The organism is Cryobacterium algoritolerans (assembly GCF_004402785.1).
Taxonomy (GTDB): domain Bacteria; phylum Actinomycetota; class Actinomycetes; order Actinomycetales; family Microbacteriaceae; genus Cryobacterium; species Cryobacterium algoritolerans.
The window spans coordinates 81,354-94,133 of the sequence record NZ_SOFP01000009.1 but is presented as its reverse complement, the minus strand read 5'-3'; the positions used below and the strand labels follow the sequence as shown (position 1 = coordinate 94,133).

13 protein-coding genes are annotated in these 12,780 nt (G+C 68.3%); 10 read left to right on the top strand and 3 right to left on the bottom strand.

Annotated elements, in window-relative coordinates:
• Positions 1 to 202: 202 nt before the first annotated feature.
• The 3 genes from E3O19_RS01585 to E3O19_RS01580 form a co-directional block, all read right to left on the bottom strand.
• On the bottom strand, positions 203 to 1,099 hold the full coding sequence (locus E3O19_RS01585) for a PfkB family carbohydrate kinase (protein WP_134564865.1): 897 nt from the start codon (positions 1,097 to 1,099) through the stop codon (positions 203 to 205).
• A gap of 204 nt (positions 1,100 to 1,303) precedes the next feature.
• Positions 1,304 to 1,465 (bottom strand): hypothetical protein, encoded by a 162-nt coding sequence (locus tag E3O19_RS17600; protein WP_166804414.1) that lies wholly within the window; start codon positions 1,463 to 1,465, stop codon positions 1,304 to 1,306.
• A gap of 89 nt (positions 1,466 to 1,554) precedes the next feature.
• Positions 1,555 to 1,677 carry a hypothetical protein gene (locus tag E3O19_RS01580; RefSeq protein ID WP_420898571.1) on the bottom strand — a complete coding sequence of 41 codons (123 nt, stop codon included), beginning with the start codon at positions 1,675 to 1,677 and terminating at the stop codon, positions 1,555 to 1,557.
• 22 nt (positions 1,678 to 1,699) lie between these two features.
• On the opposite strand from E3O19_RS01580, the gene E3O19_RS01575 reads away from it, so the two are divergent.
• The 10 genes from E3O19_RS01575 to E3O19_RS01530 all read left to right on the top strand — a co-directional run bounded on the left by E3O19_RS01575 (position 1,700) and on the right by E3O19_RS01530 (position 12,608).
• The gene (locus E3O19_RS01575; protein ID WP_134564864.1) at positions 1,700 to 2,143 is read left to right on the top strand and encodes a hypothetical protein; all 444 of its coding nucleotides are present in this window, start codon (positions 1,700 to 1,702) and stop codon (positions 2,141 to 2,143) included.
• 102 nt (positions 2,144 to 2,245) lie between these two features.
• On the top strand, positions 2,246 to 4,066 hold the full coding sequence (locus tag E3O19_RS01570; RefSeq protein ID WP_134564863.1) for an ABC1 kinase family protein: 1,821 nt from the start codon (positions 2,246 to 2,248) through the stop codon (positions 4,064 to 4,066).
• 357 nt (positions 4,067 to 4,423) lie between these two features.
• Entirely contained in the window at positions 4,424 to 4,774 is a 351-nt protein-coding gene (locus E3O19_RS01565) for an NADH-quinone oxidoreductase subunit A (RefSeq protein WP_198413836.1), read from the top strand.
• Positions 4,765 to 5,955 (top strand): hypothetical protein, encoded by a 1,191-nt coding sequence (locus E3O19_RS01560; RefSeq protein WP_134564862.1) that lies wholly within the window; start codon positions 4,765 to 4,767, stop codon positions 5,953 to 5,955. The genes E3O19_RS01565 and E3O19_RS01560 overlap by 10 nt, the downstream gene beginning before the upstream one ends.
• Positions 5,948 to 6,883, top strand: coding sequence for a complex I subunit 1 family protein (locus E3O19_RS01555; RefSeq protein ID WP_134564861.1), 936 nt, complete (start codon positions 5,948 to 5,950; stop codon positions 6,881 to 6,883). Before E3O19_RS01560 ends, E3O19_RS01555 begins: the two co-directional genes overlap by 8 nt.
• 2 nt (positions 6,884 to 6,885) lie before the next feature.
• Positions 6,886 to 7,449 carry an NADH-quinone oxidoreductase subunit J gene (locus E3O19_RS01550; protein ID WP_134564860.1) on the top strand — a complete coding sequence of 188 codons (564 nt, stop codon included), beginning with the start codon at positions 6,886 to 6,888 and terminating at the stop codon, positions 7,447 to 7,449.
• Positions 7,446 to 7,748, top strand: a complete 303-nt coding sequence (gene nuoK / locus E3O19_RS01545; protein WP_134564859.1) for an NADH-quinone oxidoreductase subunit NuoK — start codon at positions 7,446 to 7,448, stop codon at positions 7,746 to 7,748. The genes E3O19_RS01550 and nuoK overlap by 4 nt, the downstream gene beginning before the upstream one ends.
• Positions 7,745 to 9,676, top strand: a complete 1,932-nt coding sequence (locus E3O19_RS01540) for an NADH-quinone oxidoreductase subunit 5 family protein (RefSeq protein WP_134564858.1) — start codon at positions 7,745 to 7,747, stop codon at positions 9,674 to 9,676. Before nuoK ends, E3O19_RS01540 begins: the two co-directional genes overlap by 4 nt.
• 3 nt (positions 9,677 to 9,679) lie before the next feature.
• Positions 9,680 to 11,170: a complex I subunit 4 family protein gene (locus E3O19_RS01535; protein WP_134564857.1), complete on the top strand. Its 1,491-nt coding sequence runs from the start codon at positions 9,680 to 9,682 to the stop codon at positions 11,168 to 11,170.
• Positions 11,171 to 11,183: 13 nt separating this feature from the next.
• On the top strand, positions 11,184 to 12,608 hold the full coding sequence (locus tag E3O19_RS01530; RefSeq protein WP_134564905.1) for an NADH-quinone oxidoreductase subunit N: 1,425 nt from the start codon (positions 11,184 to 11,186) through the stop codon (positions 12,606 to 12,608).
• The last annotated feature ends 172 nt before the right edge of the window (positions 12,609 to 12,780 follow it).

The window sequence follows — 12,780 nt, the reverse complement described above, 5'->3', positions numbered from 1 at the left end:
AACCGAACCTGTGGAATACAAAAAGCGTCCGTTCAGAATTGTTGAGCCCGCTCCGGGGCGTTCCACTATGAAGAAAATGGAACCGCTTCGATCCGAGAACCAAATGTTCGGACCTACTCGGCTGGCCAGCCACGCCACCGGCTCCGGCTCCGGCTCCAGCTCCAGCTCCGGAAATCCGGCACTCCAGACGAGCGACCCGGCGTCAGACGACCGGCGGCACCCGCAGCAGGGCACCCTCCTCGCGGCAGGTGGCGGCCGCGATGCGCATGGCGTCGGCCAGCAGGCGCCGCCAGCCCGCGGCATCCGTGGGCACGCCCCTGGTCAGGAACGACTGAACGCTGGAGGCCAGGGTCGCGTCACCCGCGCCCATCGTGTCGACCACGGCACCGGGCAACGCTCTGATCGGTTCGTTCACGAGCAGGCCGTCATCGGTTTCTATCGTCGCCCCGTCGCGGCCGGCGGTCGCCAGCACGTGGTGGGTTCCGGCGGCTACGAGCCGTGCCCGCAGCTCGGCCAGGGTGCTGCCGTAGAGCAGCTCGGCGTCTTCGTCGCCGACCTTGGTCAGCAGGCTGCGGGCGGCGGCGCGCTCGAAGTTGCGCACGAACGCATCGCGGTCGGCGAGCATGCCGGCTCGCGGGTTCGGGTCGATCACCAGGCGCCCCTCCGGGCCCGTGACCGCGGCGAGGAGGGCATCCGTCTGGGCCGTGTCGTCGAACGGGAAGCAGCTGACGACAACCAGCCGTGCGGCGTCGAGGGCGGCGCGTTCCGCGGCGCCGAACTCGATCCGGCGCTTCCTCGCGGCCTCGTTGAACGCATACCGCGGCTCGCCGTCCGTGCGGTCCGAGGTGGCGCGGGAACTACCGTGCGGGCCAGGGGTGGCGACCAGGGTGACGTCGTGCGCGGCGAGGAAGTCACGGAGCACCGCACCGTCGGAGTCGTCGCCGACCATGGCGATCAGGGTCGTCGGAACGCCGAGCACGGCGAGGCCGACCGCCACGTTCAGGGCCGCGCCGCCGGGGAATTCGAGCAGGGAGTCTGCGTCGCGAAGTTCGTCGATGAGTGCGTCGCCGACGACGACAACACGGGTGGTTTCAGCCATTCGGTCTTATCTCCCCTGATCCGCGAGCAATCAGCTCGGTTGGCTCAGTGTAGGTTTCCCCGATGGTGCGTTCACAATCATCCCGTGCGAATCAGGTTGCCGGTCGGACCTGCCGGTTAGCGCTCCGCACAGCGACAGGGCCACCCGCGGCCGGGCGGACCTCTCGCGGGTGCGGACCTCGTTGGTGCCGACCCGGGGTCGTCGTCAGGTGCGGCGGCCCGAAATCGACCGGACCAGGAACATGATCACGGCGATGACGAGAAGCACGACGCCGACCCAGAGCAGGAATTGAAGGGATTGCACGAAACCGCCGGTGAGGAGAAGCACGACGGCCACGATTGCGACGATGACCAGTAACAGGTTCATGATTGCGACCTCACTTTGCATTACTGCCGAGGAACCTCCTCGGACACCGGCAGCTTAATCCCATCCGGGCAGTCCGGGCAGTGGCCGGCTCAGAAATCTCCGTGGCGCAACACGGCCATATCATCGATGGCGTCCGCGCCGGCGAGCATCCCGGCGACCAGCGAGGCGACCTTCAGGCCGGCGTTCGCGCCCTTGTCCGTGGGGACGCTCAACCATTTGTCAGCCAGCCGTTAGATCCCAATCCCGATCGGTGGATTCAGGATAAGGCAGTCCGGGCAGGCAGCGCACGTCGGGACGGCCGCTGACGTGCGCGATGCCCAGCTGATCGTCTGCGCGACGACCGCGCGCACTCCGCTCTTCGACGGCGCCCTGGTGCCGGTCGACTCCTGCACGCTCGCCGTCGGATCGCACGAACCCGACGCCCGAGAGCTGCCCTCGGTCCTCCTCGCCCGCGCGCAGATAGTCGTCGAGGACCCGTCGGTCGCCCTCAGGGAACGAGGAGACGTGCTCATCCCGATCGTGGAGGGTGTCATCGACGCAGGCTCGCTCGTGCCGCTCCGCTCCATCGTGACCGGGGAGACGGCGGTCGACCTGGGCCGGCCGCGCGCGTTCACGAGCTCCGGCATGTCCTGGGAGGACCTGGTCGTCGCCACGGCGGTGTTCCGCGCCCGCCCGTAGGTCGCCGACGAGCAGTGGCCGGAAACCCTATCCGGCATTCCCGCAGGGGAAAGGCTTCCGCAGCCCCGGCACGCTCGCATCCGCCTCCCATCCTGAGCGGGCATGCTGGTGTTCGGTCTCGTGCCTCCCGGCCGGGTACGCACGGCGACGGATGGGTGGACCGCGGGCACGCGGATCACGATGGACGACACGAGAGTTGACACGGTGGACGGCGCACGGGGAATCACTGTTCCGAAACTGACGCTGGCCGCGGAGCGGAGCCGCCCGGCTCCCCCGCGGCCCCTCCTGCAACGCGGCTGGCGCTTCGCCGAGCTCGTGCGAATCGCCCGGAAGAACGGGCTGCTGCCGATCCGCAGGCTCGATTTCTCGACGAACCCGAGTGGGGCATCCGTTCGCGCGGTGCAGGCCGAGGGTCTGCGGCGGGCGTTGGAGGAAGCCGGCGGAGCCTTCGTCAAGATGGGACAGCTGCTCTCAACCCGGTCGGACTTCCTCCCCGCCGAATTCGTCACAGCCCTGTCCCGGCTGCAGCACAGCGTGAAACCGGCCCCGTGGGACGCCGTCGAGAGGATGCTCGAGGTCGAGTTCGGCGGACCCCTCGCCGGCATCTTCTCCGCCTTCGACCCCGAGCCGATCGCCGCGGCATCCATCGGCCAGGTGCACCGGGCGACCCTGACGAACGGCACCGTCGTGGCTGTCAAGGTGCAGCGCCCCGGCATCGTCCCTGAGTTGCGGCGCGACGTCGCCATCGCCCTGCGGGTGACGAACGTGCTCAGCCTCACGTCCCCGCAGGCGCGGGTCCTCGGCGTCAGGGCCGTTGCCGAGGACTACGCGGCCGACCTCGTGCGTCAGCTCGATTTCCGGCTGGAGGCGCGTAACCTCCAGGCCATGCGCGCGCTGCAGTCCAGGGGGCCGCGTCCCGGCGAACTGCGCTTTCCCGCACTGTTCGAGGCCCTGTCCACTGACCGGGTGCTGGTCATGGGGTATCTCGAAGGCGAGACGTTCAGTGCGCTGAACACCATGCCGGGTGCGCCCCGGGTCGATCTCGGCGAGGCCATGCGCATCGTGCTGAGCGCCTTCGTGCGCCAGATCGTATTCGACGGCGTCTTCCACGCGGACCTGCACCCGGGCAATATCATGCTGCTGGCGGACGGTACCCCCGCCCTGGTCGATTTCGGTTCGGTGGGCCGGCTCGACCTGCAGCTGCGGGAGACGATCCAGGAACTGCTGATCGCCTACCTCCAGTCGGACACGCAGCTCATCGCCGATGGTCTGCTGGCCCTGGCGCCCCTGCGTGAGGGGGTGGACGAGAAGGCCTTCCGCCGGGAGCTGAGCGCGTTCATGACCTTCGAGCTGGGGCCGGGCGCGCGCGTCAGCGTGCTCACCGTGGATGTCCTGGTCGCCATCCTCACGCGCTACGGGGTGGGGATCCCCGCCGAGTTCGTGGCGGCGGCGCGGGCGTTCGCCGTGCTCGAGGGCACCCTGCGGAGCACGATGCCCGAGTTCGACCTGCTCGAGGAATCCCGGAAGCTGGCCGGCGCGCAGATCCGGGACCAGATGGCACCCGCCAACGTGCGCGAACTCCTGACCACCGAGCTGTTGGCCCTGCTCCCGAGCGTGCGGCGCCTTCCCCGGCGAGTCGACCAGATCGGGCTCGCTCTTGAGACCGGCAAGTTGAACGTCAACGTACGGCTGCTTGCGGACACGTCCGACCGGCGCCTTCTCACGGGCCTGGTCAGGCAGAGCCTCCTCGCAGTGGTCGGCGCCACGGCCGGGGTGATGTCGCTCGTCTACCTGACCACGCCGGCGCCGGCGGATCCGGGGGTCATCAGCACGGTGACGGCCGGGTTCAGCCTGGGCACCGGATCCGTTGTTCTGCTGGTCTCGGCGTTAGTCGACTCGATCGTGACCCGCAGTCGCAACTGACAACGAGAAAGGCCCGGCATCCTCTGGATGCCGGGCCTTCGTCGTACGTTCTGGTAGCGGGAGCGGGATTGGCGACAATCCGGAGCAGCTGACCGCTGAAACCCGATTCCCAGGGGGTGCTCATGGGGCAATTCCCAGGCCAGATTCATTCATGTCGGGCAACCGAAATGCCTCTGCGAGCTCGCAGACGACTCCGCTGGGTTTGCGCGGTTCCCGGAGCCTACGCTGCGGCGCCTCCTCCAGGGGGTCAACGCCTTCTGCCTGGACGAGCCGACGGTTGCGATGATGAATATGCCCCCGTTGGTACCAAGACAACTGATAATGTGCCCTGAACGAGCGCGGTAACGAGGAGGTCGAATGTCGGCATACGTCAGCGTCGCAGTCATCCTCGGCATGGCGCTGGCCGGAATCGGCCTGCTCTACCTCGTCGCGCGGGCAACGTCGGTGTCCCCGGAGCCGCTTACGACCACACCCTATCTGTCCGGGTGGATGCCGCAGGAGCACGCGCTCTCCCGGTTCCACGCCCGCTGGTATCCGCTCACCATCATCTTCCTCGCCTTCGACGTCGAGATGTTGTTCATGTACCCCTGGGCGGTCGTCGTGGCGAGCGAGGGTCCCAACGCGATCGTCGAGATGTTCGTCTTCCTCGGGCTGCTCATGGTGGGCGTCGTCTGGGCCTGGCGAGAAGGATCGCTGAGATGGGTGTGACCTCAATGCTCGCCCGGTGGGCCTCCAAGAGCGTGCATGTTCTCATCGTGGGAGTGCCGGGCTGGGACGAATCGCGGATGCTGCTCGAGGCCGAGCTGGACCGGCGTGGCTGGAGAGTCGCGCTCTCGCCGGCCGACGCCGACCTGCTCGCCGTGTGCGGGTTGCCGGGCGAAGTACTCGGAGCGGCATCCGATCTCCTGTGGAATCAGCTGCCCGGACCACGAACCCGTGTGAGCGTGACCACCCCGGTCGCGCTGTCGGCACTGCTCGATGCCGCTGTGGCGCATCTCGTCGATGATTCCTGGCAGCGCGAGGACGCACGGGCGAGGTCTCGGCCCGTTGCTGCCGAGGATCCGAGACCTAACACCGGCGAGCACGAAAGCATGTCGCACGAGGACATGGACCACGGGGACATGGACCACGGCGGCATGGACATGCCGACTCCCGGCGGCATCCCACTCGCCGGCGGAGGCGACGACCGCGACGGACTCGAGATGGACGTTCTGAACGTTTCGCTCGGCCCGGTCCTGCCCCACTGGCCGGCCGGCCTCGTGGTGGATTGCGTGCTGCAGGGCGACGTGATCGTGAGCGCTGGGGCCCGATTGCTCGAGGCGGCGTCGGCACCGAAGGAGGTGTCGGAGAAAGCGGTGACGGATGTCACGCGTGGACGTAGGCGCATCATCCGACTCTGCGATGACGCCTCGAACCTGCTCGCGCTCGCCGGATGGCAGACCGCCGCGCAGAACGCACGCCGGTTGCGCGATGACGCACGTCGGGGAGCGGACAGCACCGATCACGCCGCGGCACTCGATCGGCTGCGCCGACGCGCCGAGCGCTCCGTGCTGCTGCGGTGGTCGCTCAAGGGGATCTCGCTCGGAGAGATCGGCCTGGGCGCAGGCACGAACACGGGTACCGCGACTCCGGATGACCAAGCGGCCGTCGACATCCGTCATCGCCTGATCGGCTGGCTGCGGGAGGCTGCGGTCCTGGCCGGAACGTCCTCTGGGAGGCAATCGCCCGCAGCGGGCGACTCCGACCCGGTACGGGAGGCGCAGGACGCGCTCGAAGCCCTGCCGGAACTGCTCCGTGGAACGGATCTCGGAACGGCTCGCCTGCTCATTGCCGGCCTCGGTCTCGACACCGCCGCACTCGCCCAAACGCACGAACGCACTCATGACTGAGCCCATCGTGCAGGTCAGCCCGGCATGGGCAGTTCTGGCGCCGCTGGCCCTCCTGCTGTTCGCGCTCGCGGGCGCCGGGCTGAACGGGGCTCTCGTGGCCCGCTCGGTCGGGCGCCCGTTCCGCTCCGGAGCGAGTGCCCCGCTCGCCCAGGTGGCCCGGCTGCTGAGACAGCGACGACAGGTCACCGTCGCGGCCGATGTGCTGCTGTGGCGGATCGGTGCCGGCGGCCTCGTGGTCGTCGCTATTCTGAAGATCCTGGTCATTCCGCTCGGGCCGTGGACCCTCGCCGACCTCGACGTGGGCGTCGTCTGGTTCAACACGATGGACGTCATGATCTGGGCGCTGTTCTGGCTCATCGGCTGGGGGGCGAACAGCGCGCACGCGCTCGTGGGGGGCTACCGTTTCCTCTCGCTCGCCGTCTCGTATGAACTGCCGCTGATGTTCGCGCTGATCACGCCGGCGGTCGCCGCGCGTAGCCTCCGGGTCGGAGACGTGGTCGCGGCCCAGCAGAACCTGTGGTTCGTGATCTGGATGCCGGTCGCCTTCGTCATCTTCTGCGGCAGCGTCATCGCCTTCTCGAGTTGGGGACCATACGCCACCGCGGTCGGGCGGGACATTGCCGGCGGTTTCCTCACCGATGTCTCGGGCGTCGACCGACTGCTCATCCTCACCGGCCGCTACGCGGTGCTCACCGCGGGTGCCGCGTTCGCCGTGCCGCTCTTCCTCGGCGGCGGAGGCGGTCCGCTGCTGCCCGACTGGCTCTGGACGCTCGGCAAGACTGCGCTCGTGCTGGCTACGTTCGTCGCGATCCGTCACCGGGTGCCGACGATCCGCCCAGACCGGTTCGCCGAGGTGGCCTGGATCATCGTGTTGCCTGCGGCGCTCCTGCAGGTACTCGTCGTTGCGATCATCGTCGTGGGGAGCTGAGGATGCTGATCGACATCCTGTTCTGGGCGCTCGCGGTCGTGGCCGTTGCATCCGGTGCCACCGTCTTCGCGGTCGACTCCATGGCACGGGCAACCTACGCGCTCGCGATCTCGTTCATCGCCGTCGGAATCATGCTCGTGATAGTCGGCCTCGAGTACATCGGCATCATCACGATTCTCATGATGGTCATGGAGATGGCGATCATGGTCGTATACATGGTGATGTATATGGGAATGAATCCGGCCCTCATGCCGATGGACATGACCCACAACAAACGCGGGTCGGCGGTTCTGGCGGTGGGAACCTTCGTGCTGCTGGCCGCGGGAGCGCTGCTCATCCCGTGGCCCGCCCGCGTCGGTGCACCCGCGGCTGACCTCACCGCCTCGCTCGGGCACGCGATCATGGGGCCCAAGATGCTCGCGATGCTCACCATCAGCCCCGTGCTGTTCGCCACGATCATTGCCGGGCTTGTGATCGCCAACCCGCGCGGGCGTTATGACCGCTGGGGCGACGACCTGAAACGCCGACCGCCGACCGATCCGATGCGGGGAGGGCTCGGCCGATGACACTCCAAGCCGTTCTTCTGGTCGCGGCCGCACTCTTCAGCGTGGGCCTGTACGGCGCCCTCTCTCAACAGGTCATCGTGATGGTCATGATGGGGCTGGAACTCATGCTGAACGGGGTCATCCTCGCCGTCGGCGCCTTCTGGTGGTTCCTCGCGCCCGCCCCGGACGGCCAGGTGCTGCTGCTCATCGTCATTGCCGCGATGACGGTGGAGATGGCGATGGGCTTCGCCGTCGCCACCCTTCTGCACCGTTCCCGCGGATCAGACATGACCGACTCGGCGACGGACCTCTCCGGATGAGCGGGCTCTACCTCGCTCTCCTGGTGCTGCTGCCCGCGGCATCCGGAATCTCGCTCTGCCTCGTCGGGCCACGTGCACGCGCAGCCGCGATCCCGGTCTCGCTCACGGCCGCGACGGTCACAGCCGCGCTCGCCGTGGTCGTCACCGTCACCCGCCCCGTACTGGAGATGCCCTTCATCGCCGGCGCGCCGATTGGGCTGGCTGTCGACGGGCTCTCCGCCTTGGTGCTTCCCGCCGTCGCGATCGTGACCCTACTCGTGCTGGGCTTTGCGGCCACTGAGGAAACGGAGTCACCGGAACGCTTTCACGGCCTCATGCTGGTCTTCGCCGCCGCCGTCGCGGTGACCGTGACCGCGACGACGCTCCCGACACTGTTGTTCGCTTGGGAGATCATGGGGGCCATGTCCTGGGCGCTGATCGGCTTCCAATGGCGGGATGACCGGCGGGTGCAGGCGGGACTCGTCGCCTTCACTATGACAAGGGCGGGCGATCTCGGCCTCTACCTCGCCGCGGGCGCCGCCCTGATCGGCGGTGCAGGGCCGGAGCTCGCCGACCTGTCCGCCGCATCCTCGCCCTGGCGAGACGTCATCGCTGCCGGCATCATCACCGCCGCCCTCGGCAAGGCCGCGCAACTACCGTTCAGCTCCTGGCTGTCACGCGCGATGGAAGGTCCGAGCACGGTCAGTGCGCTGCTGCACTCGGCCGCGATGGTTGCGATGGGCGGATACTTGCTCCTCCGCGTGGCACCGCTGTTGGAGGCGACGAGCTGGGCGGCTATGACCGTGGCGTGGATCGGAGCAATCACCGCGCTCTTGCTCGGAGCGGTTGCGGTGGCTCAACGCGACCTCAAGCAGCTGCTCGCGGCGTCGACCGCGGCCCAAATGGGCTTCGTCGTGCTCGCCGCGGGGGTCGGATCGATCGCGGGCGGTGCGGGCTATCTCGTCGCGCACGCCTCCACCAAGGCGCTGCTCTTCCTCGTCGCGGGCGCGTGGCTCGCCGCCCTCGGCACCAAACAGCTTTCGGCGCTCCGCGGCGCCGCTCGGCGGTGGCCGCTCGTCGGCGTGCTGTTCACTGTCGGCACGCTGTCGCTCGCCGGTGTCGCGCCGCTGTCGCTCTGGGCGCTCAAAGACGAACTGCTTGCCGTCGCCCTGAAGACAAACCCCGTGTTGTACATCGTGGGCCTCACCGCGGCGGCGCTCTCCGCGATCTACTCCGGCAAGGTGCTCTTCCTCGTCTGGGGGAGAGCGGATGCCGCGACCGAAGCTGGTTACGACGCCGAGCAGCCCGGCACACGGCGCATCGGCCGGTGGGAACGCATCCCGCTCATCGCGCTCGCGGCCGGCGCGGCACTACTCGGAATCCTGGCGCTGCCCCCGGTGAGCCAGCCGCTGAAGGCGATGCTCGGGGAGACCGGCACCGCGACACCTGGCATGCTCGAGCTCGTCGGTTCGGCGGTGCTCGCGCTCGCGGTGCTCGCCCTCGTCGCGTTCGGGCTCCGAAGAGGTCTGCCGCAGCCGGCCTGGGCGGCGAACTGGCTGGGTTTGGAGAAGGCCGTCCACCTCGTCCTCGTTCGACCGACGCTCGCGCTCAGCGAGTCGCTCGCAAGATTCGACGATGGCATCCTCGACCGTGGCCTACATCGGCTGGCGCGCGGCGGCGTTACCGGCGCACGTCGGCTCGGGCGGTTCGACGACGTCCGGCTCGACGCCGCTGTCGAGGCGACGGCGCGAGCCGGCACTTTCGCGGGTTCGCGCGCGGCGCGCGCCGACGACCGGGGCGTCGATGGCGCCGTCGAGGGCCTCGCGCGGCAGCTGCGACGCCTCGGCACGCTGGCGAGGCGCCCCCAGACCGGCCAGATCCACCAGTACTACGCCCAGATCGCGATCGCCGTCGCGGCCGTCTTCGTCCTGATCCTTCTCGTGAGGTAACCCATGCTCAGCCTTGTCGTCTTCCTCCCCGTGCTCGCCGCGATCGTGCTCGCAGCGATGCCCCGCATCACGGATGCCGCGGCCCGCTGGATCTGGCTTGTCGTCACGCTCCTCGACCTCGTCCTGGTGGTCGGCATGTGGCTGGCCTACCGCGACCCGGGTGCGGGGAACCTGGCCTTCGAGGAGCAGCTGCCGTGGATCCCGAACGTCGGCAGCACCTATCACCTCGGCGTAGACGGCCTGTCGCTGCCGCTCGTCGCGCTCACCTCGCTCATCTTCGTCGTCTGCGCCGTCTTCGCGCTACGCCACACCGACCGGCCCCGCTCGCAGGCTGCCCTCTTCCTCTTCCTCCAGACGTCGAGCCTCGGTGTCTTCGCGGCGCAGGACCTCATCCTCTTCTTCGTGTTCTTCGACCTCTCGATCGTCGGCATGTACTTCGTGATCGCCGGTTGGGGGCACGGCAACGCGGCCCGGTCGGCACTGAAGTTCTTCCTCTACACCTTCCTCGGCTCGCTGGCGCTGCTCGTGGGGTTCATCGGCCTCTACCTGGGTTCGGCGGCGAAGACCTTCGACATGGCCCTGCTCGCGGCATCCCCTCCCTTCGGCGACGAGCCGGTCATCGGCGGCCTCGTGCTCGCCGCTGTCTTCATCGGGCTCGCGATCAAGACGCCGACCTTTCCGTTCCACACCTGGCTGCCGCCCGCCCACACGGATGCTCCGGCGATCGGTTCGGTCGTGCTGGCGAGCATCATGCTCAAGATGGGCACCTACGGTTTCGTTCGCATCGCCATGCCCCTGCTGCCGGACGCCTGGCGAGAATGGGCGTGGCTCATCGTCGTGATCGGCATCATCTCGGTGCTCTACGGAGCACTCGTCGCGCTCGCCCAGACCGACGTCAAACGGATGATCGCCTACACCTCGGTCAATCACATGGGCTACGTGATCCTCGCGGTCGGCGCGGCGGGCGTCGTCACCGACAGCGCGGCTCAGGCGAGGGAGGTCGCGATCACCGGCGCCGTCGTGCAGATGGTGAGCCACGGGCTTATCACGGGCGCCCTCTTTCTCCTCGCGGGGGTGCTCTTTGACCGCACAGGCAGCTACGACATCGGCTCCTACGGCGGACTCGCGGCCCCGGCGCCGCGCTACGCCGCCTTCTTCGCGGTCGCGGCGTTCGCCTCCCTCGGGCTCCCCGGTTTCAGCGGTTTCATCGCCGAGTTCCAGATCTTCGCGGGCAGCATCGGGCCCGTCCCCTGGACCGCGCTCGCTCTCCCGGGCATTCTGATCACTGCCGCGCTGTTCCTGCGCGCCCTGCAACGGATGCTCACGGGCGAGACACGGGGACTGTCCCGCGGATTCCGCGACCTCGACCGGTGGGAGATCCTTGCCATCGCAACCCTCCTGCTCCTCGCCGTGATCATCGGGATCGTGCCGCGATTCCTGCTGGATGTCGTCGAGCCCGCGTCATCCGTCGTCGTCGACCTCGTCAGCAGGTAGCGCCCTCGTGAACATGCAACGGGATACCCTCGCGCTACTGCCGGAGATCCTCGTTCTGACGGGTGCGGTGATCGTGCTGCTTTCGGGGTCGTTCCTTCCCCGCGATCAGCAGGTGGTGACGCGGTTTCTCGCAATCGCCGCCCTACTGCTAGCCGCCGGGGCGGCAGCGATCGGCATGACCGCCCCCGCGATGACCATCTTCGAGGGCGGCCTCGCGGTGGATGTCGCGACCGGGGCCGTTCGGATCATCATCCCGCTCGCCACGATCCTCGTTCTCGCGTTGGGCGCCGAGGAACTCGCTGGGAGCCCCAGGGAGAGCGAGACGTACTCTCTCCTGATGCTCTCCGCGCTCGGTGCGATCGCGATGGCGGGAGCCAACGATCTCCTGGTGCTTGCCGCAGGCTATCTGCTCGCGAGTGTCCCGCTCTATGCCCTGGTCGGAATGAGCAGGTCGCCCGGTGCGGCCGAGGCCGCCCTCAAGACCTACCTGATCGGCGCGCTCATGGGCATCGCGCTGCTGCTCGGCGTCACGATCCTGTTCGGGATCGGCGGGAGCACGTCCTACTCCGAACTCCGATCGACGCTCGGCACCGCGCCGCCCGCGGCGGTCCTCGCCGGAATCCTTGGGGTAATGGCCGGGCTCATGTTCAAGGCAGGCGGGGTACCAGGCCACTTCTGGGTGCCCGACGCGACGCAGGCATCCGGGACCGCGGTCGCGGCGTTCCTCACGTCGATTCCCAAGTTGGGTGCGCTCGTCGCCGCGTATCGCTTCTTCGAGCTGCTTCCCCGCGGGGCTGAACCAGGCGCTGTCGACTGGCCCCTGCTCGTCGCCATCCTCGCCACCGCGAGCATGACCCTCGGCAATCTCGCGGCCTTCTGGCAGACTGACGTTCGGCGGCTGCTGGGTTGGTCGACGGTGAGCCAGGTGGGCTATCTGCTGCTGCCCGTCGCTGTTGCGGGCAATGCCGATCTCGCCCTGCCGTCACTACTGCTCTACCTCGCGGGCTACACGGCATCGAACATCACCGCCTTCGCGGTCATCGCCGCACTGCCGACGCGCCGCTCGATCGAGGACTACCGCGGCGCCTCGGCAGCGCACCCGTGGCTCGCTGGAGCTCTCCTCGTGAGCCTGCTCGGACTCGTCGGCACCCCACCGACCGCTGTGTTCGTCGGCAAGCTCACCACCTTCACCGCGGCATGGGACGGCGGCCTAGCCTGGCTCGTCGTCGTCGCGGCGATCAACACCGTCGCGAGCCTGTTCTACTACCTCCGCTGGCTCGCACCGATGTTCGCACGGGGTAAGACGGATGTTCGCGCACCTGCGCCTCGACACCCAGCTGCTTCTCGGGCCGCTGTCGTCGGTGCGATTGCGGTGCTCATCATCGGGATCGCCGCCGGTCCCGTGCTCGCCGCGTTCGGTATGCCGCTCTCCGGGTGAAGTGAGTTGTGGCGCGTCCGGTCACGTCGGCGATCACAGCATCAGGAAGCGGGACCCATCCCTCGCTGGTCTCGTGCGAGATGGACCATTGAGGGCGCCGGATCCGTTGTTCTGCTGGTCTCGGCGTTCGTCGGCTCGATCGTGACACGCAGTAGAAAATGAGAGCGGCGAA

Bases quoted from the DNA above. Each gene is read 5' to 3' on its own strand.
- E3O19_RS01585 (WP_134564865.1), bottom strand. From the start codon at position 1,099: ATGGCTGAAACCACCCGTGTTGTCGTCGTCGGCGACGCACTCATCGAC.
- E3O19_RS17600 (WP_166804414.1), bottom strand. From the start codon at position 1,465: ATGAACCTGTTACTGGTCATCGTCGCAATCGTGGCCGTCGTGCTTCTC.
- E3O19_RS01570 (WP_134564863.1), top strand. From the start codon at position 2,246: ATGCTGGTGTTCGGTCTCGTGCCTCCCGGCCGGGTACGCACGGCGACG.
- E3O19_RS01565 (WP_198413836.1), top strand. From the start codon at position 4,424: ATGTCGGCATACGTCAGCGTCGCAGTCATCCTCGGCATGGCGCTGGCC.
- E3O19_RS01560 (WP_134564862.1), top strand. From the start codon at position 4,765: ATGGGTGTGACCTCAATGCTCGCCCGGTGGGCCTCCAAGAGCGTGCAT.
- E3O19_RS01555 (WP_134564861.1), top strand. From the start codon at position 5,948: ATGACTGAGCCCATCGTGCAGGTCAGCCCGGCATGGGCAGTTCTGGCG.
- E3O19_RS01550 (WP_134564860.1), top strand. From the start codon at position 6,886: ATGCTGATCGACATCCTGTTCTGGGCGCTCGCGGTCGTGGCCGTTGCA.
- nuoK (WP_134564859.1), top strand. From the start codon at position 7,446: ATGACACTCCAAGCCGTTCTTCTGGTCGCGGCCGCACTCTTCAGCGTG.
- E3O19_RS01540 (WP_134564858.1), top strand. From the start codon at position 7,745: ATGAGCGGGCTCTACCTCGCTCTCCTGGTGCTGCTGCCCGCGGCATCC.
- E3O19_RS01535 (WP_134564857.1), top strand. From the start codon at position 9,680: ATGCTCAGCCTTGTCGTCTTCCTCCCCGTGCTCGCCGCGATCGTGCTC.
- E3O19_RS01530 (WP_134564905.1), top strand. From the start codon at position 11,184: ATGCAACGGGATACCCTCGCGCTACTGCCGGAGATCCTCGTTCTGACG.